At 59.8% G+C, this 22,433-nt stretch carries 21 protein-coding genes; 12 read left to right on the top strand and 9 right to left on the bottom strand.

Annotation, left to right across the window (positions count from 1 at the left end):
- Positions 1–392: 392 nt before the first annotated feature.
- The 7 genes from ACPYOI_RS10725 to ACPYOI_RS10695 all read left to right on the top strand — a co-directional run bounded on the left by ACPYOI_RS10725 (position 393) and on the right by ACPYOI_RS10695 (position 10,496).
- Positions 393–809, top strand: a complete 417-nt coding sequence (locus tag ACPYOI_RS10725; protein WP_168828728.1) for a MarR family winged helix-turn-helix transcriptional regulator — start codon at positions 393–395, stop codon at positions 807–809.
- Between the two features lie 168 nt (positions 810–977).
- Positions 978–2,366, top strand: coding sequence for a M20/M25/M40 family metallo-hydrolase (locus ACPYOI_RS10720; RefSeq protein ID WP_481415674.1), 1,389 nt, complete (start codon positions 978–980; stop codon positions 2,364–2,366).
- 446 nt (positions 2,367–2,812) lie between these two features.
- Positions 2,813–3,619 (top strand): SH3 domain-containing protein, encoded by an 807-nt coding sequence (locus ACPYOI_RS10715; RefSeq protein ID WP_481415673.1) that lies wholly within the window; start codon positions 2,813–2,815, stop codon positions 3,617–3,619.
- Between the two features lie 599 nt (positions 3,620–4,218).
- Complete coding sequence (locus ACPYOI_RS10710; RefSeq protein ID WP_481415672.1) at positions 4,219–6,549, top strand: transglycosylase domain-containing protein; 2,331 nt, start codon at positions 4,219–4,221, stop codon at positions 6,547–6,549.
- A gap of 273 nt (positions 6,550–6,822) precedes the next feature.
- Positions 6,823–8,739: a molecular chaperone DnaK gene (dnaK, locus tag ACPYOI_RS10705; RefSeq protein ID WP_168827877.1), complete on the top strand. Its 1,917-nt coding sequence runs from the start codon at positions 6,823–6,825 to the stop codon at positions 8,737–8,739.
- A 78-nt stretch (positions 8,740–8,817) separates the two neighbouring features.
- A complete protein-coding gene (gene dnaJ, locus ACPYOI_RS10700; RefSeq protein ID WP_481415671.1) occupies positions 8,818–9,960 on the top strand; it encodes a molecular chaperone DnaJ in 1,143 nt (380 codons plus the stop codon).
- Positions 9,961–10,289: 329 nt separating this feature from the next.
- Positions 10,290–10,496 carry a hypothetical protein gene (locus ACPYOI_RS10695; protein ID WP_481415670.1) on the top strand — a complete coding sequence of 69 codons (207 nt, stop codon included), beginning with the start codon at positions 10,290–10,292 and terminating at the stop codon, positions 10,494–10,496.
- 44 nt (positions 10,497–10,540) lie between these two features.
- Here ACPYOI_RS10695 and ACPYOI_RS10690 read toward each other — a convergent pair whose 3' ends face one another.
- Entirely contained in the window at positions 10,541–10,897 is a 357-nt protein-coding gene (locus ACPYOI_RS10690) for a helix-turn-helix domain-containing protein (protein ID WP_168827874.1), read from the bottom strand.
- Positions 10,898–11,162: 265 nt separating this feature from the next.
- Between ACPYOI_RS10690 and ACPYOI_RS10685 the strand changes: the two genes are divergently transcribed.
- Positions 11,163–11,951, top strand: a complete 789-nt coding sequence (locus ACPYOI_RS10685; RefSeq protein ID WP_481415669.1) for a YdcF family protein — start codon at positions 11,163–11,165, stop codon at positions 11,949–11,951.
- Positions 11,952–11,955: 4 nt separating this feature from the next.
- Here the strand turns inward: ACPYOI_RS10685 and ACPYOI_RS10680 are convergent, their stop codons facing one another.
- Positions 11,956–12,426, bottom strand: coding sequence for a hypothetical protein (locus ACPYOI_RS10680; RefSeq protein ID WP_481415668.1), 471 nt, complete (start codon positions 12,424–12,426; stop codon positions 11,956–11,958).
- A gap of 118 nt (positions 12,427–12,544) precedes the next feature.
- Here ACPYOI_RS10680 and ACPYOI_RS10675 point away from each other — a divergent pair, with 118 nt between their 5' ends.
- Positions 12,545–13,180 carry a trimeric intracellular cation channel family protein gene (locus ACPYOI_RS10675; RefSeq protein WP_481415667.1) on the top strand — a complete coding sequence of 212 codons (636 nt, stop codon included), beginning with the start codon at positions 12,545–12,547 and terminating at the stop codon, positions 13,178–13,180.
- Between the two features lie 4 nt (positions 13,181–13,184).
- On the opposite strand, the gene irrA is transcribed toward ACPYOI_RS10675, so the two are convergent.
- Positions 13,185–13,601 (bottom strand): iron response transcriptional regulator IrrA, encoded by a 417-nt coding sequence (gene irrA / locus ACPYOI_RS10670; protein WP_481415666.1) that lies wholly within the window; start codon positions 13,599–13,601, stop codon positions 13,185–13,187.
- A gap of 302 nt (positions 13,602–13,903) precedes the next feature.
- Here irrA and fabA point away from each other — a divergent pair, with 302 nt between their 5' ends.
- Genes fabA through fabI form a run of 3 tightly spaced genes read left to right on the top strand, consistent with a single transcriptional unit; the run spans position 13,904 to position 16,513 of the window.
- Positions 13,904–14,419: a 3-hydroxyacyl-[acyl-carrier-protein] dehydratase FabA gene (gene fabA / locus ACPYOI_RS10665; RefSeq protein ID WP_481415665.1), complete on the top strand. Its 516-nt coding sequence runs from the start codon at positions 13,904–13,906 to the stop codon at positions 14,417–14,419.
- A 59-nt stretch (positions 14,420–14,478) separates the two neighbouring features.
- Positions 14,479–15,702 (top strand): beta-ketoacyl-ACP synthase I, encoded by a 1,224-nt coding sequence (fabB, locus tag ACPYOI_RS10660; protein WP_481415664.1) that lies wholly within the window; start codon positions 14,479–14,481, stop codon positions 15,700–15,702.
- A gap of 4 nt (positions 15,703–15,706) precedes the next feature.
- Positions 15,707–16,513: an enoyl-ACP reductase FabI gene (gene fabI / locus ACPYOI_RS10655; RefSeq protein WP_481415663.1), complete on the top strand. Its 807-nt coding sequence runs from the start codon at positions 15,707–15,709 to the stop codon at positions 16,511–16,513.
- Positions 16,514–16,625: 112 nt separating this feature from the next.
- Here fabI and ACPYOI_RS10650 read toward each other — a convergent pair whose 3' ends face one another.
- From ACPYOI_RS10650 to rbfA, 6 genes are all read right to left on the bottom strand, one after another.
- A complete protein-coding gene (locus ACPYOI_RS10650; protein WP_481415662.1) occupies positions 16,626–16,973 on the bottom strand; it encodes a nuclear transport factor 2 family protein in 348 nt (115 codons plus the stop codon).
- 65 nt (positions 16,974–17,038) lie between these two features.
- Complete coding sequence (locus tag ACPYOI_RS10645; RefSeq protein WP_481415661.1) at positions 17,039–18,055, bottom strand: class I SAM-dependent methyltransferase; 1,017 nt, start codon at positions 18,053–18,055, stop codon at positions 17,039–17,041.
- A gap of 74 nt (positions 18,056–18,129) precedes the next feature.
- Positions 18,130–20,271: a polyribonucleotide nucleotidyltransferase gene (gene pnp, locus ACPYOI_RS10640; protein ID WP_481415660.1), complete on the bottom strand. Its 2,142-nt coding sequence runs from the start codon at positions 20,269–20,271 to the stop codon at positions 18,130–18,132.
- 333 nt (positions 20,272–20,604) lie between these two features.
- A complete protein-coding gene (rpsO, locus tag ACPYOI_RS10635) occupies positions 20,605–20,874 on the bottom strand; it encodes a 30S ribosomal protein S15 (protein ID WP_168827862.1) in 270 nt (89 codons plus the stop codon).
- Positions 20,875–21,044: 170 nt separating this feature from the next.
- Positions 21,045–21,977 carry a tRNA pseudouridine(55) synthase TruB gene (gene truB, locus ACPYOI_RS10630; protein WP_481415659.1) on the bottom strand — a complete coding sequence of 311 codons (933 nt, stop codon included), beginning with the start codon at positions 21,975–21,977 and terminating at the stop codon, positions 21,045–21,047.
- 12 nt (positions 21,978–21,989) lie between these two features.
- Positions 21,990–22,397, bottom strand: coding sequence for a 30S ribosome-binding factor RbfA (gene rbfA / locus ACPYOI_RS10625; RefSeq protein ID WP_168827860.1), 408 nt, complete (start codon positions 22,395–22,397; stop codon positions 21,990–21,992).
- Positions 22,398–22,433 lie beyond the last annotated feature (36 nt).

Below are 22,433 nucleotides of genomic sequence, written 5' to 3'. Positions count from 1 at the left end.
GTGGCGGCCCGGCGAAATCCATATAAAGTTCGGCAGCACGCGATTTCATGGCTCACCGAACTGTTACCAATTTGTAATTAGCAGTTCGGCCGACTTCCCTTGAAAAACCACATTCCCGGTCACAAATCAGATCTACCGGCGTTTGATCGCGCCGAGGGTCTGATCACCGGCTTGTCCCCCGCCGCATCAGACTTGGACAAAGGCCTTATCCCCCTCTCCGGGCCTTTGTCCCCATTTAAAGCCGCCGTGGTCCACCTCCAGGCCATGGCGGCTTTTGTTCTTCAACCAATGCTCATTTCGCGCGCAACGGCGAATTTGGTTCATCGCATACAATTTGTTGCATTGTTTCGGATCCGTTTTTGCGTCTAACTACAATCATGGGATTTAAAAGGATAGACTCGGGAGCTTACCTTGCCAGCCAGCTGGCCAAGGGGTTTGCCCGCTCGCTGCAGCAGCGAGCGGCAGGGCTCGGCTTTTCTCCCGGCCAATTCCCGATTCTTCTCGAACTTTGGGCCGAGGATGGCCTGACGCAGAAGCAATTGCTCGAACGCGTCGATATCGAACAGGCGACAATGGCCAATACGCTTGCACGAATGGCACGCGATGGCCTTATTGAGCGCAAACCGCACCCTTCCGACAAGCGGGCGCAATTGATCTTCCTGACGCCCAATGCACGAGCGATGGAGGATGAGGCGGTAAAGATAGCGCGGGAAGCGGACCTGGCGCTTTTCGACGGGTTCAGAACCTTCGAGCGGGAGCTGATGCTGGAGTACATCCGCCGCCTTCTCGAAAACGCCAAGAAAATCTGATCGCTCAGAACGGCCCAGCGACAGCCGCAGGCTTGCATCCCTGAGGCAGCCCCCCGCTGTCCCGGCGCCGGAGAACCGTGCGTTCACGCCTTCCAAAATTCCGTTTTTCCTGCTCGAAACGCGCCAGCCTTTGGTCTATCGTCCGGCCAATTTCGAAAGGAGTCGACAATGACGGACATTACCCCGGTACTCTCGCGGGCGGATCAGAATCTCGGTTCGAGCCTCGAAAACCTGTTTGAGTTGCTGCGTATCAAATCGATCTCGACCGATCCGGCTTACAAAGCCGATTGCCGCAAGGCAGCCGAATGGCTGGTCGCCTATTTGAAGATGCTGGGCTTCGAAGCCTCCACCCGCGACACCCCCGGTCACCCGATGGTGGTTGCGCATCATGCCGGCGCCAGCGCCGATGCGCCGCATGTGCTGTTCTACGGCCACTATGACGTTCAGCCGGTCGATCCGATCGAGCTCTGGGAGAACGATCCCTTCGAGCCCGCCATCAAGGAGGTGGAAAACGGCCGCAAAATCCTGACCGGCCGCGGCACCGCAGACGACAAGGGTCAGTTGATGACCTTCGTCGAAGCTTGCCGCGCCTACAAGGAGGTCAACGGCTCGCTCCCCTGCCGCATCACGATCCTCTTCGAAGGGGAGGAAGAATCCGGTTCTCCGTCGCTCAAGCCCTTCCTCGAGGCGAATGCCGCCGAGTTGAAGGCTGACTATGCGCTTGTCTGCGACACCAGCATGTGGGACCGCGATACCCCGGCTATTGCCGCTGCGCTTCGCGGCCTTGTCGGCGAAGAAGTCGTGGTGACGGCGGCCGACCGCGACCTGCATTCTGGCCTCTTCGGCGGTGCAGCGGCGAACCCTATCCATGTGCTGACGGCAGCCCTCGCCGGGCTTCATGACGAAACCGGCCGCATTACGCTTGAGAACTTCTACGACGGCGTCGAGGAAACCCCAGCAAACATCAAGGCCTCGTGGGAGAAGCTCGGCCAGACCGCAGAAAGCTTCCTCGGCCAGGTCGGTCTGTCGGTACCCTCAGGCGAAAAGGGCCGCTCGGTCCTGGAGCTCACCTGGGCGCGTCCGACGGCCGAAGTCAACGGCATAGTGGGTGGCTATACCGGGGAAGGCTTCAAGACGGTGATTGCCGCCAAGGCATCCGCCAAGGTCTCCTTCCGCCTTGTCGGCAAGCAGGATCCGGCCAAGATCAGAGAGACTTTCCGAACCTATGTGCGCTCGAAGGTTCCGGCCGATTGCTCGGTCGAGTTCCATGCCCATGGCGGCTCGCCGGCGATTCACCTCTCCTACGATTCTCCGGTGATCACCAAGGCGAAGAACGCGCTTTCCGACGAATGGCCGAAACCCGCCGTCGTCATCGGCATGGGCGGCTCTATCCCGATCGTTGGCGATTTCCAGCGGATGCTTGGCATGGAGTCCCTGCTCGTCGGTTTTGGTCTTTCCGACGATAGAATCCATTCGCCGAACGAGAAATACGAGCTTGCCTCCTACCACAAGGGCATCCGCTCCTGGGTGCGCATCCTCGAAGCCCTGGCAGCCTGAAGATAAAAAAGCGTGCCTCGCGATTTACCGGAGCACGCCGTACAGACAAACAAAAAGGCCGGTTAAAACCGGCCTTTCGTCATCCGCTCGCTTCGATGCCAGTACATCCGTGGTCAAGGAGAAAGCGGACTCTGCAGCCGGAGCGATCGGAGGGAGAAGGCTCATGATCGGAATTAGGCTCGCTCGAAGCGCGCACAGCTTCCGACGGCTGCAATCTGTTGAACCTCATATCGGAAGCCGTTCCGGCGATTTCAAGGCCTCCCAGACATTTCAGCTTCTTCCATTCAAGCTGCGTTCATAAGTGACTTGTTATAAATCATTGAAGACAAAGTGAATGATTGCCGAGGAAATCGGCAAGCGCTTAGCTATGTCACGAACCGGCACAAAGCCGGAGCAAGAACAAAAACGGTGTGGCATGCGCGCACACCCACCTTGGGAGTTGAAACGTGAAAACCACCCTTTTGAAGATTGCCGCCGCGGGCATGCTGCTGCTTGCCCCCGCTATCGCCCAGGCGGCGGAAGGCTTCGCAACGGCGAACGTTAATATGCGCGCCGGCCCGAGCACCGGCTACCCGGCCGTCGCCGTGATCCCCGCAGGCGAATCCGTTGAAATTTACGGCTGCCTTGCCGATACACCATGGTGCGACGTGGAGTTCTACGGTGGCCGCGGTTGGGTGCATGGTCGCTATGTCCAGGCCATTTACCAGGAGCGCCGCGTTTACCTCGGACCCGAATATTATCGCCCGCTCGGTATTCCGGTGGTGGTCTTCAGCTTTGGCAACTACTGGGATCGCCATTACCGCAACCGCGACTTCTACCGCTACCGCGACCGCTGGAGCCGCGGTCCGAACGTCTATCGCGGCCCCAGCCGCGGACCTGATTTCGAATCCAGACCAGGACCGGGTCGGCGCCCGGATTTCGACCGGGAACCGGATCGCCGGCCCAGCTTTAACCGAAGCCCTGGCATATCCCCCGACTTCGGTAGTCCCGAGCGTCGGGATTTCAATCGTCGTCCCGAGCGTAGCCCCGATATCCAACGAAGGCTGGATAGCGATCGCCCGCAGAATTTCGGCCGTGGCTTTGAACGCAGGCCCGATGTCGACACGGGTTCGGACAGGGGCCGGCGCCAGGAATTCGATCGCGATCGCCGCAATTTCGAGCGTCAGGACAATGGCGGCAACCGCAATCGCGGCGGCGATGGCGGCCGGCCAAGGCGTCCCGTTTGCCCGGGCGATCCGGCTTGCCGCGACTAACAGACCTAGGCGGCAGAGATGCCGCCGTCCACTTCACCCGAATGGAAAAAGCCCGGCGCTCCGAAAGAGCCACCGGGCCTGATTTCGATCGGCACGCCTTGAGGGGAAACGGCCGATCTTTGCGGGACTTGAGGGCTGTCCCGCTCTCAAATAAACGAGCAGAGGACCTAAAGGTTCCCAATTACCGAGGGGCAGTTGTTCGTGCCGCTTGTTACGAGTTGGTGCCTCTCGCAAGCGGACCATGCAGCATCTTCAATCGGCTTTCTTCCATCTTGCTCAATCGGGACTGCCGGGCAAATTCATGGGCGGTCCAGATCTCGCGGAGCCTGTTTTCGTCGATTCTTTCAGGATAAGTATTCATCGATAATGCCTAGCTACTGCGCTTATTGCTTATTTATTCGGCGCAAGATGGCGCGATATATGTCAGTTTTGTGACAATCGCAACGAATGGCAGCTATGCGAAAATCCCTGGGCTGAAGCTCGGCTGAGGTCACTCGTTCCCGGTCTTAACCACCCCTTAAATCGCCGTATTTACACTCCAACCGGATGATTGCGCGCAAGGGCGTGCGTTCGCGACATATGGGGTGCGACCGTCCGGAATGGCAGGCAGAGGCAGATCACGCGATAGAATCGAACCGTCCTTCGGCGGCCGCGACCGCTATGAAGACGACGACGATTTCGCGCTGGATGATGAAGACCGCATCGACGGCCGCCGTGGCGCCAAACGCCCAGCCCAAAAACCATCCCGCAACCGCGCTCCTGAACGCAGGCGCCGCGAAAGGCGCGCCCCCCCGGAGCGGGACGGCGGCGGGCTCTTCGCTTTTCTGCGCCGGGTCATCTACTGGTGCATCGTCCTCGGTATCTGGGCCGGCATCGGCGTTGCGGGCCTCGTGTTCTATTACGGCTCGCGCATGCCGAGCGCCAGCACCTGGGCGATCCCAGACAGGCCGCCGAACGTCAAGATCACTTCGGTCGACGGCAGCGTGATCGCCAATCGCGGCGCCACCGGCGGCGAGGCACTCTCGCTCGATCAGATGTCGCCCTACATTCCGCAGGCGATCGTGGCGATCGAGGACCGGCGCTTCTACTCGCATTTCGGCGTTGACCCGATGGGGCTGGCGCGTGCCTTCATCAACAATCTGACCGGCCAGCCGATCCAAGGCGGCTCGACCCTGACGCAGCAGCTCGCCAAGAACCTGTTCCTCTCGCCGGAGCGCACGCTGGAGCGCAAGGTGCAGGAGGTGCTGCTCTCCTTCTGGCTCGAGCAGAAATACACCAAGGACCAGATCCTTGCGATGTATCTGAACCGCGTCTATTTCGGCTCGAACGCCTATGGCGTGGAGGCGGCAGCACGCCGTTACTTCAACAAGTCGGCACGGGACGTGAATCTTGGCGAAGCGGCCTTGCTTGCCGGCCTCGTCAAAGCGCCGTCGCGCCTTTCGCCGGCGCGTGATCCGGAAGCTGCCAATGCCCGCGCGCAGGTGGTGCTGCTGGCCATGCGGGACCAGGGCTACATTACCGACGACGAAGTGAAGACGGCGATGACGCAGGCGCCCTCCAAGGCGAAAAGCTATTGGTCCGGCGCTGGCCAGTATGTGGCCGATATGGTTATGGACGAACTGCCGGGCCTGATCGGCGACGTCAAGGAAGACCTCATCGTCGATACGACAATCGACAAGGGGCTGGAGAAGAAGGCCGATCAGTCGCTGAACGATATTCTTCGCAAAGAGGGCGCAAAGCTCGTCGCTTCGCAGGCGGCTCTCGTCTCAATCGATGGCACGGGGGCAATCCGGGCGCTCGTCGGCGGCAGGGACTATGCCGAAAGCCAGTTCAATCGCGCCGTCAAGGCAAAGCGTCAGCCTGGCTCCTCCTTCAAACCCTTCGTTTATGCCGCTGCACTTGAAAAGGGTTTGACGCCGTTTTCCGTCTTCAACGACGCGCCGATCCGTATCGGCAACTGGACGCCCGAGAATTACGAGAAGAAATACAATGGCGAGGTAACGCTCGCAACGGCGCTTGCGAAATCGCTGAACACGGTCGCCGCCCAGCTGGTGATGTACGACGGGCCGGAGCAGGTCATCAAGCTTGCCCACCGTCTCGGCATCGAGACCGAACTGCAGCCGAATGCCTCGATCGCACTTGGCACATCGGAAGTGTCGCTCATGGAGCTGACGGCCTCCTATGCCGCCTTCATGAACGGCGGCTACAAGGCAACGCCCCACGTGATCCGGCGGGTGACAACGGCCGACGGCAAGGTGCTCTACGAGAACACCTATGACAACCCGCCACGCGTTCTGTCAGAAGCCGTCGTCGCCAACATGAATGCCATGATGATGGGCACGATCGAAACAGGGACAGGCAAAGCCGCCAAGATTCCCGGTTGGCAGGCGGCCGGCAAGACGGGCACGACGCAGAACTCCCGGGACGCCCTCTTTGTCGGCTTCACCAGCAATCTGACGACCGGCGTCTGGTTCGGCAATGACGACGGCACGCCGATGAAGAAGGTCACCGGCGGCGGCTTGCCTGCGAAGGCATGGCAGGAATTCATGATTGCCGCGCATAAGGGTCTTTCTCCGGCTCCTCTATTCGGCAGCGGCCAATTCATCGCGGACCCGAATGGCCTCGGTAATCAACCGATGGTCCAGGGAGAACCCCAACCGATGCAGGAGCAGCCAACGACGATCGGCGGAATCATTTCCGGTGTTTTCGGCGGCGGGGATAGCGCCGAGGAGCAGAGGCGGTTTCCTCCTCCACCTGGCCAGCAACAGCAGGCCATCGCGACGCAAGGAGGACCGGTTCCGCCTGGCGACATCGGACCCGACGGTGGTTATGGAAATGTTGTGCCGCCGGAAGAGATCGGCGGTCCGTCATCGACGTCTTCCGTTCAGCCGCGTCGGACCACGCTGCTCGATCTCATCATGGGGCAATAGCCAGCGCTCTACTGTCGGCACACGGCGCCCGGGGATGAAAACTGCAGACACCCGAAGGAGCCTGGCAGCTCGATCCCTTATAGAAAGTGAATGCAACACGTTCGCTTTGCTGGATCTCGGGTATTTCCCGCCTTGCAGTCCAGAAAACCGCTCCTTATATACCCCGCATCACCGCAATCACGATTGCGTTAATTCCGGAGACCCCATCCCGTAAGGGGCTGTCAGGGAAATGCCTTTTCGGGTTCCGACAGCTTGCTTCAAGGAGTAAATGACATGGCAAAAGTAATTGGTATCGACCTCGGAACAACAAATTCCTGCGTCGCTGTCATGGACGGCAAGGACGCGAAGGTCATTGAAAATGCGGAAGGCGCGCGCACGACCCCTTCCATGGTGGCATTTACCGACGACGGCGAACGCCTTGTCGGCCAGCCGGCGAAGCGCCAGGCCGTCACCAACCCAACGAACACCCTCTTCGCGGTCAAGCGCCTGATCGGCCGCCGCTACGAAGATCCAACCGTTGAAAAAGACAAGAGCCTCGTCCCCTTCAATATCGTCAAGGGCGACAATGGCGACGCCTGGGTCGAAGCCAACGGCAAGGGCTATTCGCCCGCGCAGGTCTCCGCAATGATCCTTCAGAAGATGAAGGAAACAGCCGAATCCTATCTCGGTGAGAAGGTCGAGAAGGCCGTCATCACCGTTCCGGCCTACTTCAACGACGCGCAGCGTCAGGCGACGAAGGATGCGGGCAGGATTGCAGGCCTCGAAGTTCTCCGCATCATCAACGAGCCGACCGCAGCGGCACTCGCCTACGGCCTCGACAAGAAGGAAGGCAAGACGATCGCCGTCTACGACCTTGGCGGCGGTACCTTCGATATCTCGATCCTCGAAATCGGCGACGGCGTCTTCGAAGTGAAGTCGACCAACGGTGACACCTTCCTCGGTGGTGAAGACTTCGACATGCGTCTCGTCGAATATCTCGCAGCCGAGTTCAAGAAGGACAACGGCATCGACCTGAAGAACGACAAGCTTGCCCTGCAGCGCCTCAAGGAAGCTGCTGAAAAGGCAAAGATCGAACTCTCGTCCTCGCAGCAGACCGAAATCAACCTGCCGTTCATCACGGCTGACGCTTCCGGCCCGAAGCACCTGACGCTGAAGCTGACGCGCGCCAAGCTCGAAAGCCTGGTCGACGATCTCGTCCAGCGCACGATCGCTCCCTGCAAGGCAGCGCTCAAGGATGCCGGCGTTACGCCCGCCGATATTGACGAAGTCGTTCTCGTGGGCGGCATGAGCCGCATGCCGAAGGTCCAGGAAGTCGTCAAGCAGCTGTTCGGCAAGGAACCGCACAAGGGCGTCAACCCGGATGAAGTCGTTGCTCTCGGCGCCGCCATCCAGGCTGGCGTTCTGCAGGGCGACGTCAAGGATGTCCTGCTTCTCGACGTAACCCCGCTGTCTCTCGGCATCGAGACCCTCGGCGGCGTCTTCACCCGTCTGATCGAACGCAACACGACGATTCCGACGAAGAAGTCGCAGACCTTCTCGACCGCTGACGACAACCAGCAGGCCGTTACCATCCGCGTTTCGCAGGGCGAGCGCGAAATGGCTGCCGACAACAAGCTGCTCGGCCAGTTCGACCTCGTCGGTCTTCCGCCGGCGCCGCGCGGCGTTCCGCAGATCGAAGTCACTTTCGACATCGACGCGAACGGCATTGTTCAGGTTTCGGCCAAGGACAAGGGTACCGGCAAGGAACAGCAGATCCGCATCCAGGCGTCTGGCGGCCTTTCCGACGCCGACATCGAAAAGATGGTCAAGGATGCCGAATCGCATGCCGCCGAAGACAAGAAGCGCCGCGAAACCGTGGAAGCCAAGAACCAGGCAGAGAGCTTGGTCCACTCCACGGAAAAGTCGCTGAAGGATTATGGTGACAAGGTCTCCGAGGCCGACCGCACCGCGATCTCCGACGCGATTGCCGCTCTGAAGTCTGCAGCCGAAGCAACCGATCCGGATGCTGAGGACATCAAGGCGAAGACGCAGACCCTTATGGAAGTTTCCATGAAGCTCGGGCAGGCGATCTACGAAGCCCAGCAGGCTGAAGCCGGCACGGCTGATGCCTCCGCAGCCGGTGGCGATGACAATGTCGTCGATGCCGACTACGAAGAAGTCAAGGACGACGACCGCAAAAAGTCCGCGTAATCCGCGGCAGGGTGGTTATGCTAAATACTGCGATCCGGCTGCCTCAGGGCAGCCGGAAATCCATTTCCGGGGTGTAAATTGGCAAAAGCGGACTTTTACGAAACGCTCGGTGTCGCTAGGACGGCAGACGAAAAAGAGCTGAAAAGCGCTTTCCGCAAGCTGGCGATGAAATTTCATCCGGACAAGAACCCAGATGACCAGGCCGCGGAACACAAGTTCAAGGAAATCAACGAGGCTTACGAAATCCTCAAGGATCCGCAGAAGCGGGCCGCCTATGATCGCTATGGCCACGCAGCCTTCGAACACGGCGGCATGGGTGCCGGCGGCTTCGGTGGCGGTGCGGGCTTTGCCGGCGGTGGTGGCTTCTCCGACATCTTCGAGGACATCTTTGGCGAGATGATGGGCGGCGGCCGCGGACGACAGCGCTCTTCGGGCGGACGCGAACGCGGCGCTGATCTTCGCTACAACATGGAAATCTCGCTGGAAGAGGCCTTCTCCGGCAAGACGGCGCAAATCCGGGTTCCGACGTCGATCACCTGCGATGTCTGCTCCGGTTCGGGCGCCAAGCCGGGTACTCAGCCGAAAACCTGCGGCACCTGTCAGGGGTCCGGCCGCGTTCGCGCCGCACAGGGCTTTTTCTCGATCGAGCGGACCTGCCCGACCTGCCACGGCCGCGGCCAGATCATCCCCGATCCGTGCCCGAAGTGCCATGGCCAGGGACGCGTGACGGAAGAGCGTTCGCTCTCCGTCAATATCCCGGCCGGTATCGAAGACGGCACGCGGATCCGCCTGCAGGGCGAGGGCGAAGCCGGGGCGCGAGGCGGGCCGTCTGGCGATCTCTATATCTTCTTGTCGGTGAAGCCGCATGAATTCTATCAGCGCGATGGAGCGGACCTCTATTGTGCCGTTCCGATCTCGATGACGACGGCAGCCCTTGGCGGGACCTTCGATGTCGCTACGCTCGACGGCACCAAGTCCCGGGTCTCCGTTCCGGAAGGGACGCAGGCCGGCAAGCAGTTCCGTCTCAAGGGCAAGGGCATGCCCGTGCTGCGCTCAAGTCAGACGGGTGACCTCTACATCCAGATCCAGATCGAGACGCCGCAGAAGCTCTCCAAGCGCCAACGCGAACTGTTGCAGGAATTCGAGCAGCTTTCTTCGAGGGAGAACAATCCGGAATCAACGGGCTTCTTTGCCCGGATGAAGGAATTCTTCGAAGGCTGAGGTCAGCGACAGTATTTAAATCGAAGCCGGGAGACTTTCTCCCGGCTTTTTGTTTGCCGAGTTGCACAGATCGAAACTCGGACTTTGAATACGAAAGCTCGAAGCGTGATCGATGCCAGGGCTTTAGTTGAGAAATCTAGGCATGGTCCAAAATCGCACGCTATCGGCGCCGCCCCCGCCGAAGGGTGACTTGTGTTTCAATTTGAAACATGACGAGCAACCAATATGGCCAGCGTTAACGCAGGCTGCTGATGCTGCTTGCAACTTGCCGAAATAGCAGCCTTCCTAGCCGTGGAATACTGGGGAACAACTAATCAAAGGTCACTACCATGACGGCAGCAGCCTCCTTGTCCTTTCAGCGGGACGACATCGACGTCCTTGCCGGCGCACTTTATACTTGGTGTGCGGAGCGCAACATCAAGCTGCGCAGCCAGCAGGGGCTATCGATCGCCAGTGTCGCGATCGATCTCTACGAAGCCGGGCATCACACGCAGGACGAACTGCTCGTCGCGCTGCACGAGCGCGAGCTTCACTAGAAAATCGAAACTGCTTTGAAGCAGGCGTTTGACGTCTCAACGCGTCAGACAGCCTTTTCCGCGCCCATCAACGTCAGAATCGTTTTGACTGCCTCCTTGCCCGCCGGCGAGTGAAGCCTGTCATAGTTGACCGCCAATTCGTAAGCCTCCGGGCTCAGCTCGATCCTTCCCGGAGAATCGGACGTGTGCACCCCCTCGAAAAGGGCGGAGATTTCGACACCCAGAAAAACCGCGATCTGGTGCAATTTGCTGGCTGAGACGCGATTGGTGCCCTTTTCGTATTTCTGGATCTGCTGGAAGGTCAGGCCGAGCGCTTCACCCAGCTCGAGTTGCGAGACGCGGCGACGGGCGCGAAGCTTTCTGACGTTGCGGCCGACGAGAATATCTACCGGATCTGGCACCTGCGCGTTCCCTTCTAGAAGTTGTTGACGCTACTATGCTGGTTATAAAAATAACTCAATCCACCAGTTGCGAGATTTAACCGACTTTTCGGGGCTAGGCCGCACAAAGAGAGCTGAGCGTCACCTTTGCAACCGGCGCATATGCAGCTCGGTCTAACCGTTCAATTCTCCCAGCGGCGGCTGCCTGGCGGGCGTCGCACGCCTGTTATTTCCGTTAACCTCGAATCGGATAGGATGCCGCTGTCTTTCGCGTGAGGTGAAATCGTTGTTTCTATTTTCGAAGTTGGTCTGGGTTTTCGGCCAGCCGCTCTCGCTGGCCTTCTTCCTTGCGCTATTTGCATTCCTTGCGATCGTACTCGGCCGCGGGAAGTTCGGCGCATTTTTCTCGGCACTGGCTGCACTCCTGCTCTTCGTCGTCCTTTTCACCACCACGGGCAATTTCCTTCTCCAGGGACTTGAAACACGGTTTCCAAAGCCGGATCGTGATCCGGATAATTTGCAGTGCATGATCGTTCTCGGCGGCGCCTTCGAAAACGAGGTCAACACTGCCAAACACGGAATCGAGTTCAACGCTGCCGCGGACCGCTTTCTCGAGACACTGCGGCTGGCACAGAAATACCCGCAATCGCGAATCCTGATCTCAGGAGGCGACGGCTCGCTGTCCGGAGGCTATGAGGGCGACGCGGCAGCTTCGGCGCGCTTCTTTCCGGCCTTTGGAATTCCACGCGAACGGCTTGTCGAAGAGACGACATCACGCACGACGTTCGAGAACGCGCTGAATACCAAGAAGCTGCTTGAAAGCCAGGGATTGTCGAACTGCCTGCTGATCACATCCGGCTATCACATGCCACGTTCGGTCGGCATTTTTCGCAAGCAGGGCATCGAGATCGCGCCATGGCCGACAGATTACCGGACAGACGGCAAGGTGACCCTCGGCATCGATTTCACGCAGCCGAGCCTGAATGCGCAGAACATGGCAACGGCCGTGCGCGAATGGTACGGCCTCGTCGGCTATTACTTTGCTGGCCGGACGTCCGAGCTCTATCCCGGCTGAGACGCTATTTCTTCGAGATGGTGACGAACTTCGTGCCCCGAACGCGCGCCGTTACAATGCAGGCTTCGCCGTCGGTGCGATCGCAGAAGCGCGGGTGCATCTTCATGGCCAGCACCATATTGCCGAACCGCTTGACGAAATCGTAGCCATAGATTTGCGCCGTCGCGATCATGAAGTAGCCACCCTCGGCCACCTGCAGGTAGAAGTTATAGGTGCAGCCGTCGTCGTTGCACTGCGGCCCCTTTTTTCCATCGCAGGTCAATTCACCCTCATTGACCACCGCATCGATAAGACCATCGTTGTTGATGTCCTGGCGCGTCACGAACGTGTCCGAAAACTCGGCCTTGGTGCACTGCTCGGTGAAATGCTTTTTTTCATAGATTTCCGGATCCGAGATCAGCGATTGCTGCGCCAATGCGGCCGTGGGCACGACAAGCAGAGCGATGAGGTTCAGAACGATAAGAAGCGTTTTCACGGCTTTCCTCTTTTGGGCGGTTTGACGCTGACAGCCGCGCATTCTGGAGGATCCGCCTTGCGCCGCCCTTGCCGCCGTGATTCAGTTTGTCATCGTCTGCCGGCTTTGAGGTCCGACCATGTCTCTGCTTGTCTATCTCGATTATGCCGGCGTCGCGCTCTTTGCGGCAACGGGGGCACTCGCTGCCTCGCGCAAGCAGCTTGACCTGATCGGCTTTCTTTTCTTCGCAATGGTGACGGGCACAGGCGGCGGAACGGTGCGCGACATCGTCCTCGGCCGCGTGCCGGTCTTCTGGGTGCTGAACCCCGACTATATCGTCATCTGCTGTGCGATGGGTATTGTGGTCTTCTTCACGGCGCATCTGGTGGAATCACGCTATCGCCTTCTCATCTGGCTCGATGCGGTAGGTCTTTCCGCCTATTGCGTCATGGGTGCGGCCAAGGGCCTCGCGGCGACCGGCTCGCCGACGATCGCACTCGTCACCGGCACATTGACGGCAACCTTCGGGGGCATCCTGCGCGATCTGATGGCCAACGAACCCTCGGTGCTTCTCAGGCCCGAGATCTACATTACGGCGGCGCTTGTCGGCGCAGGCGTCTTTACCGGAGCGACCGAACTCGGCCTGTCGCTCTACATAGCTTCGGCTGTCGGCGTTATCGCCGCCTTCGCGGTGCGCGGCGGGGCCTTATGGTTCGGGTGGACGTTCCCTGTCTACAGGCACAAGCCCGGACGTCACCCTGATGATGTGATGTAAAAAATCAGCGCTTCGGCCGCAGGCGAATCACCACGTCGACATGGGCGATTTCCATGCCCTCGGGCGGCTCCGGCAGATTGTCGATCGTCAGGTTGCTGACCGGAATATCCAGTACTTCATTCTCGCCTTCGACGAAGAAATGGTGGTGATCGGAGACGTTGGTGTCGAAATAGGTCTTGGCGCTCTCGACGGCGAGAACGCGGATCATGCCCGCTTCGGTAAACTGGTGCAGCGTGTTGTAGACCGTCGCCAGGGAAACCGGCACGCCTGCAGCCACTGCTTCTTCGTGCAGCTCCTCGACCGTCAGATGCCGGTCGCCCTTTGCAAAGAGAAGATCGCCGAGCGCAACGCGCTGGCGGGTCGGCCGCAGGCCCGCGCAGCGCAGTCTGGCTTCGATAGCAATCGGCGCTTCAGCCGCCATCAGGGAGGAACTCCGGTTATTCTAGCGTCAATCAATCAGGTTTCTTTAAGCCATATAACTTTTGCGCCGAAGCGTTTCAATAGCTTCGATGGGGACAATGGACCCTGAAACGCCGGAAAATCGGGCTTCTGACGCAATTGGGTCTGGCAGCAGCCCTAGCCTTCCTGTATGCGACCACCAAATAACGCAACAGGTTAGTTGAGGACAGGGAGGTGAACCCAGCCATGCTTATGCTTCATTTTCCTTTGAACTTGGACTAAACACTCACATCCATCGGCTCGTGGCGAGGGAACAGAATTTTCATGACAACGAAACAATCCAGCTTCACCTATGAGGAAATCCTGACTTGCGGCCGCGGCGAAATGTTCGGCCCGGGCAATGCGCAGCTGCCGCTGCCGCCCATGCTGATGTTCCATCGCATCACGCAGATTTCTGAAGAGGGTGGACCCCATGGCAAAGGTTTCGTACGCGCAGAGTTCGATATCACGTCGGACCTGTGGTTCTTTCCCTGCCACTTCATGGGCGATCCCGTGATGCCTGGCTGCCTCGGCCTCGATGCCATGTGGCAGCTGACGGGCTTCTTCCTCGGCTGGTTGGGCGAACCCGGCAAGGGCCGGGCGATCTCGACCGGCGAAGTGAAGTTTACCGGCATGGTGACGCCAAAGACCAAGCTGGTCGAATATGGGATCGACTTCAAGCGCGTCATGCGCGGCCGCCTCGTGCTCGGCATCGCCGACGGCTGGATGAAGGCGGATGGCGAGGAAATCTACAAGGCGACCGATCTGCGCGTCGGACTTTTCCAGGACAAAGTCGCATGATCGCTCCGGGCGGAACGGCCCGGCTCCTTCACGAATAAAACAATGAAAAGGTTGAAACGATGAGACGGGTAGTTGTCACGGGTCTGGGTATAGTGTCCTCGATCGGCAATGATGCTGCGGAAGTCACCGCCTCGCTGCGCGACGCCAAGTCAGGCATTTCCTTCTCCAACGATTTTGCAGAGCATGGCTTCAAATGCCACGTCTGGGGCCGCCCGAGCCTCGACCCCACCGATCTCGTCGACCGCCGAGCCATGCGCTTCCTGTCGCAGGGCGGTGCTTGGAACCATGTTGCCATGAAGCAGGCGATTGCCGATTCCGGTCTCGAGGAGTCCACGGTGAGCGGCAACGAACGCACCGGCATCATCATGGGCTCCGGCGGGCCATCCACCCGCACCCTGATCGAAGCCGCCGAGATCACCATTAAGAACAACAGCCCCAAGCGCATCGGCCCGTTTGCCGTGCCCAAGGCAATGTCGTCCACGGCATCGGCAACGCTTGCAACCTGGTTCAAGATCCACGGCGTCAACTATTCGATCTCCTCGGCCTGCTCGACGTCCGCGCACTGCATCGGCAACGCCACGGAAATGATCCAGTGGGGCAAGCAGGACGTGATGTTCGCCGGCGGTCACGAGGACCTCGACTGGACGATGTCCAACCTCTTCGACGCCATGGGTGCGATGTCCTCCAAGTACAACGATACGCCGGAAAGTGCCTCGCGCGCCTACGACGTCAGCCGTGACGGCTTTGTGATCGCCGGCGGCGCAGGCGTTCTCGTGCTCGAAGAACTGGAGCATGCCAAGGCGCGCGGCGCCAAGATCTACGCCGAGATCGTCGGCTACGGTGCGACCTCGGACGGCTACGACATGGTTGCTCCCTCGGGAGAGGGTGCGGTGCGCTGCATGCGTCAGGCGCTTTCCACCGTCAAAGGCAACGTCGACTACATCAACACGCACGGCACCTCGACACCGGTGGGTGACAGCAAGGAAATCGGCGCGATCCGGGAAGTTTTCGGCGACAGTATCCCTCACATCCAGTCGACCAAGTCGCTGACCGGCCACTCGCTGGGGGCTGCCGGCGTTCAGGAATCGATCTACTCGCTTCTCATGATGCAGGAAGGCTTCATCGGCGAAAGCGCCCACATCACGGAACTCGATCCGGAATTCGAGGGCGTGCCGATCGTTCGCAAGCGCATCGACAACGCCAAGGTAGATATTGCTCTCTCTAACTCCTTCGGCTTCGGCGGTACCAACGCCACGCTCGTCTTCCAGCGCTACAACGGATAGTAACATGGCAGGAATAATGCACGGTAAGCGCGGGCTCATCATGGGCGTCGCAAACAACCATTCTATCGCATGGGGCATATCAAAGGCGCTCGCAGCCCAAGGCGCTGAGCTTGCGTTCACCTACCAAGGCGAAGCCCTTGGCAAGCGGGTGAAGCCGTTGGCAGCAGAAACCGGATCGGATTTCATCGTACCCTGCGACGTGGACGACATCGCCTCGGTTGATGGCGTCGTCGAGGCGATCAAGGAGCGCTGGGGCAAGCTGGATTTCATCGTCCATGCCATCGGCTTTTCCGACAAGAACGAACTGAAGGGTCTTTACGCAGACACCACCCGCGAAAATTTCAGCCGCACGATGGTGATCTCCTGCTTCTCCTTCACGGAAATCGCCAAGCGCTGCGCGCCGCTGATGAACGAGGGCGGCTCCATGCTGACGTTGACCTATAACGGGTCGACGCGCGTCATCCCGAACTACAACGTCATGGGCGTGGCAAAGGCAGCTCTCGAAGCTTCCGTCCGTTATCTCGCCGCCGACTATGGCCCGCGCGGCATCCGCGTCAACGCGATCTCCGCGGGCCCGATCCGGACACTCGCAGGCGCCGGTATCTCGGATGCGCGCGCGATCCTCTCGTGGAACCAGCGCAATGCGCCGCTCCGCAAGACCGTAAGCATCGATCAGGTCGGCAATTCCGCGCTCTACCTGCTGTCCGATCTCTCCACTGGTGTTACCGGCGAGATCCACTTCGTGGATGCCGGATTCAACATCACCTCGATGCCGACGCTCGAAACGCTGCGCACGGCGGATGTCGAGTAAGAACAGGAAGCCGGGCTTGAACACGAGCCCGGCTTTGTTCCGAGACGCATGCTTTAGGCGTGCGCGACCTGCCGCAGGATGGCGGCGGAGTCTCTGGCGCCCCATCGGGTCGCTATCTTCCCATTGTCGACGACGAACCACTCCACCGCGGTAATTCATAGTTCTTGCCGGTCGGATTATGGCCGACGAGGCCGCGGAAGAATCCCGAATAGCGCCCAGTTTCCCTGTAGCGGACCACGACATTTTCTCCCTCGGCGGCGATATCGAGGATCTCAAGGTTTACGTTCATGCCCTCGTGGAGCTCTCGCCAGATGGGTTCGACATCATCCAGACCACCATAGCCCAGAACACCGTAAATCCGCGCGGCGTCGGCAAATAGCGCGCGCAGCGTCTTCATGTCGAAGCGGTTGAATGCCTCGACATAGGCCCTCACGAGTGTCTTGTTCGCTTCCGTATCCATGGCTCTCTCCCCTCGACTTCAGCGCATTGGCAACAAGTCTAGCCGGGAGAGGCTGCCTATGCGGATTACTTCTTCGCCCACAGCACCTTGAAGCGCGCGTTGCGGCAGGTCTCGCCGCTCTCCTTGAAGTTTGCGGCAAGCACGGGCTCATAGGGCAGGCCACGATTGGCGACGAGCATCAGGCGGCCACCGCCGCGCAGGGATGAGGCGGCGGTCTTGATCATCGCCTGACCGAGCGAGGGCTCGGCCGCATGGCTTTCGTGGAAAGGCGGGTTCATGATGATCAGGTCGTACTTGTCCTTGACCGGCTCAGCCGCCAGATCGTGCCAGAAGAAGCGCGCTGGCGCGTCAGGGCAGTTCTCTGCCAGATTGCCCTTCGCAGCCTCGAGGGAGGCGTAATTGGCCTCATAAAGGTCAAGCCGCTCGAGCTTCGGCGACTTCTCGGCAAGCTCGACCGACAGATAACCCCAACCGGCGCCGAAATCGGCTGCGTCGCCTGTGAAATCCGTCGGCATGCGCGATGCGAGCAGCTCCGAGCCGTCGTCAATGCGGTCGTGCGAGAACATGCCTGGCGAGGCGATGAAGCGGCCGTCGACGCGGACAGGTGCCTTGGCGAGCTTCGCCAAGGCTTCCTTGACATCTTCGGGACGAACGAACCAGAAGGCGACGCCGTGATATTTCGGCATGTGTTCGACATCGAGGCCGAGGCCTTCCATGCGCTTGCGCAGCGGCTGGATACCGTCTTCCTTGCCGCCGGCGACAACGACCAGGCCACCCACCTTAACGCGGGAAAGCGCTGCGGCGATGTTGGCCTCGTTCTCGCCCTTGTGCTTGGTGCAGAGCACGAGAGCCGCATCATAGTCGTCGCCTTCGATCTCAGGCGATGTTTCGATACGCTGCGACAGCAGCTGTCTGTAGAGCGCTCGGCAGCCCTGTACGGCGCTCAGCGAGGCGGCAAACCCTTCCGGCAGTGCAAAGCCTGCTTCGGCGCCCAGAAACAGCACACGCTCGCCCTCGCCCGGCGCATCGATGGTACGGGTCACAAAGGGATGGAACAGGGTCTTCAGCGTCTCGCGGCTCATGATCTTTTCTCATCTTCGAATACAAAAAGGGCGCGGGAAACTCCCGCGCCCATGAACGATTGGAAGGGTGCGGCTTACTCGGCCGCTTCTTCCTTCTTCTTTTCGGCAGCCGGGAGTTCCTGGCCGGTCGCCTGGTCGATGACCTTCATCGACAGGCGGACCTTGCCGCGCTCGTCGAAGCCGAGGAGCTTAACCCAGACCTTCTGGCCTTCCTTGACGACATCCTGCGTCTTCGCCACGCGCTCGGAAGCGAGCTGCGAGATGTGGACCAGGCCGTCACGGGCGCCGAAGAAGTTGACGAAGGCGCCGAAGTCGGCGGTCTTGACGACCGTGCCTTCGTAGATCTGGCCAACTTCCGGCTCAGCAACGATCGAGTGGATCCACTTGCGGGCCGCTTCGATTTCCTTGCCGGAGGACGAGGCAATTTTGACGGTGCCGTCGTCTTCGATGTTGATCTTGGCGCCGGTCTTTTCGACGATTTCGCGGATGACCTTGCCGCCGGAGCCGATGACTTCGCGGATCTTGTCGACCGGAATGTTCATGACTTCGATGCGCGGTGCGAACTCGCCGAGCTGGCCACGGCTCTCGGTGATGGCCTTGGCCATTTCGCCGAGAATGTGAGCGCGACCGCCCTTTGCCTGGCTGAGCGCAACCTTCATGATCTCTTCGGTGATACCGGCGATCTTGATGTCCATCTGCAGCGAGGTGATACCGTCAGCGGTACCGGCAACCTTGAAGTCCATGTCGCCGAGGTGGTCTTCGTCACCGAGGATGTCGGAGAGAACGGCGAAACGGTCACCTTCGAGGATCAGGCCCATGGCGATACCGGCAACTGGCTTTGCAAGCGGAACGCCTGCATCCATCAGCGCCAGAGAGGTACCGCAAACGGTTGCCATCGAGGACGAGCCGTTCGACTCGGTGATTTCGGAGACAACGCGCAGCGTGTAGGGGAACTGCTCAGCCGACGGCAGCATCGGGTGGATCGCGCGCCATGCAAGCTTGCCGTGACCAATTTCGCGGCGGCCCGGAGAGCCCATGCGGCCGGTTTCGCCTACGGAGTAGGGCGGGAAGTTGTAGTGAAGCAGGAAGCGCTCCTTGTACATGCCCGTCAGCGAATCGACGTACTGCTCGTCTTCGCCGGTGCCGAGCGTGGCAACGACGATCGCCTGCGTTTCACCGCGGGTGAAGAGCGCCGAGCCGTGGGTACGCGGCAGCAGGCCGACTTCCGAAACGATCGGACGAACGGTTTCGAGGTCGCGGCCGTCGATACGGCTCTTGGTGTCGAGGATGTTCCAACGAACAATCTTTGCCTGCAGGTGCTTGAAGATGGCGCCGACTTCTTCGGCCGTGTACTTGGCTTCGCCTTCTTCCGGCAGGAAGTGGGCCTTGACCTTTGCCTTGACGGCGTCGACGGCGGCGTAACGGTCGGCTTTCTGGGTAATCTTGTAGGCGTCGCGAAGTTCAGCTTCGAAATGCGTCAACATCTCGCCTTCGAGTTCGGAGTAGTCTTCCGGCTGGAACTCGCGCGGCTCCTTGGCAGCCACTTCGGCAAGCTTGATGATCGCGTCGAGAACCGGCTGGAAGCCTCGGTGACCGAACATGACAGCACCGAGCATGATGTCTTCGTTCAGTTCCTTGGCTTCGGATTCGACCATCAGAACGGCATCGTGCGTACCGGCAACGACGAGGTCGAGCACCGATTCGTCCATCTCGTCGAGATGCGGGTTCAGGACGTATTCGCCGTTGATATAGCCGACGCGCGCGCCGCCGACCGGACCCATGAAGGGAACGCCGGAGAGAGTCAGAGCGGCGGAAGTGGCAACCATCGACAGGATGTCCGGATTGTTTTCCAGGTCATGCTGAATGACGGTGACGACGACCTGCGTGTCGTTCTTGTAGCCTTCCGGGAAGAGCGGACGGATCGGGCGGTCGATCAGGCGGGAAACGAGGGTTTCGTTTTCGCTCGGGCGGCCTTCGCGCTTGAAATAGCCGCCGGGAATCTTGCCGGCTGCGTAGGTCTTTTCCTGGTAGTTGACGGTCAGCGGGAAGAAATCCTGACCGGGCTTCGGAGCCTTGGCGGAAACAACAGTCGCCAGAACGACGGTTTCGCCGTAGGTAGCCAGAACGGCGCCGTCAGCCTGACGGGCGATCTTGCCGGTTTCCAGCTTTAGCGGGCGGCCTGCCCACTCGATTTCCACGGTATGGGTATCGAACATATGTCTTGTCCTTCAATGCGGGAGCGCGTGCCATCGCCAGAAGCGCAGCGCACAGTCGACCGCAATTAATGTGACACATCATGGGCAAGACAACGGGAGGCTTTTCATCCTCGGTTTACTGAGAAACCGGACCAAAGCCTCCTGAAAGACTTTGGTCGAAAGCATCCGGCAATCCTGCCCCATGACAGGTCAACGGTTGGTTTGGCAGAACCGGCCCATCCGGGTCCGCCGTGTTTCCTCCACGCGAAGATAGGGCGCGGCGGTAGAAATTCAGGGGTTCTCGACCCTCAAAAGAATCCGGCGGGCGCCCGAAGAGCGCCCGCCGGAAAACCGTCAGCGGCGGATACCCAGGCTGGAGATCAGCTTGGAGTAACGGCTTTCGTCCTTCTTCTTGAGGTAATCAAGAAGCGAACGGCGGCTGGAAACCATTGTCAGCAGACCACGGCGGGAATGGTTGTCCTTCTTGTGGCCCTTGAAGTGTTCCGTGAGGTTGTTGATCCGCTCGGTCAGGATCGCAACCTGGACTTCCGGAGAACCGGTGTCGCCTTCGAACGTTGCGTATTCCTTGATAAGGGCGGTCTTGCGCTCAGCAGTAATCGACATCGGATGTTCCTTTCCATGAGAGGAGAATGAAGTCGCCAAAAGCCGGGATGTCGTCCAGCTTCGGCCGCGAATGCAATCAGGCCTGCCTGATGCTGGCGCTGCCTATAAACCATTCAGACAGCAAAGGGAAGAGGCATGCCGGGCACCCCTCTTCCGGCTGGAACTGAAGCTCAGACGAAGACACGCTTCGGGCGGAATTCCCCCTGGCCGATCTCGCCGATCGCGATCAGCTTGCCACGCGCCGTCGCATAAGCTTCGCTTTCGGCAACCGGTGCATCACGGCCGCGCACGAGGATCGGATTGCCCATCTTGAGCCGGTGCGCCTGGTCATCGTTGACGACAAGGTGCGGCAGCGAGGAGAGTGCTTCACTGGTATCAATCAGAAGCGCGTCCAGTGCGGCAAGGCGTTCATCCGCATCCTCGATCGCCTCAAGCGCGACGAGATCGGCGAGCGGTACCATTGTTTCCTCGGCAAAGGGCGCAACGAAGGTCCGGCGAAGGCCCGAGATATGCCCGTAGCAGCCGAAATCGCGGCCTAAGTCGCGAGCGAGCGCGCGCACATAGGTGCCCTTGCCGCATTCCACTTCGAAATGCGCGGTATTTTCATCCGGGCAGGCAAGCAGCGTCAGCCGGAAAATCTCGACTTCACGGGATGGAATCTCCACCGCCGCGCCATCGCGCGCCAAATCGTAGGCGCGCTCACCGGCGATCTTGATCGCCGAGAACTGCGGGGGAACCTGACTGATGACGCCTGTGTATTTCGGCAGGAGGTCGCGGATCTGCTGTTCGCTCGGGCGCTTATCGGAGCTCTGGGTCACATCGCCCTCGAGATCGTCCGTTGCGCGTTCCTCACCCCAGGTTACCGTGAATTCGTAGATCTTGCGGCCGTCCATGACATAAGGAACGGTCTTGGTCGCGTCGCCGAGCGCTACCGGCAGCATTCCCGAAGCAAGAGGATCGAGTGTGCCGGCATGGCCGCATTTCTGGGCCTTGAAGAGCCATTTGATCTTGGAGACGGCTTCCGTCGAGCCGAAATCCACCGGCTTGTCGAGGATCAGCCAGCCGGAAACCGGGCGGCCCTTGGGTTTGCGTGGTTTTGACATTCGTTTCTTCTGCTATTGCTCTTCAGTATCGCCGTCGAGGTCGCGCTGAACCTCGGGCGAGCGGAGCAGTTCGTCGATCTTTTTGTAGTTGTCGAAGCTGGTGTCGTCGCGGAAACGCACTTCCGGCATGTACTTCATCTGTCGCAGCTGCGGTCCGAGCCGGCCGCGGATGAACTTCGCATTGCGGTTCAGCGCAGCGATCACCGCATCATGATCCGTCACACCGAGCGGCGTAACATAGGCTGTCGCGATCTTCAGATCGGGCGACATGCGGACTTCGGAGATGGAAATGACGGTCTTCTCGATCACGTCATCGCGCACTTCACCGCGTTGCAGAACCTGCGTGATAGCGGCGCGAACCTGCTCGCCGACGCGCAGCATACGCTGCGAAGGTGCGGAGGTTGTTGGTCTTGTTGCCATTTTTCTTTGCCTCAAAAGGTTCGGGCGCCGGCCTCA

The sequence above is a fragment of the Rhizobium sp. SVR5-2C genome (assembly GCF_056755115.1).
The sequence above is the reverse complement of the archived record's forward strand: the minus strand, read 5'-3'. Positions and strand labels throughout refer to the sequence as shown.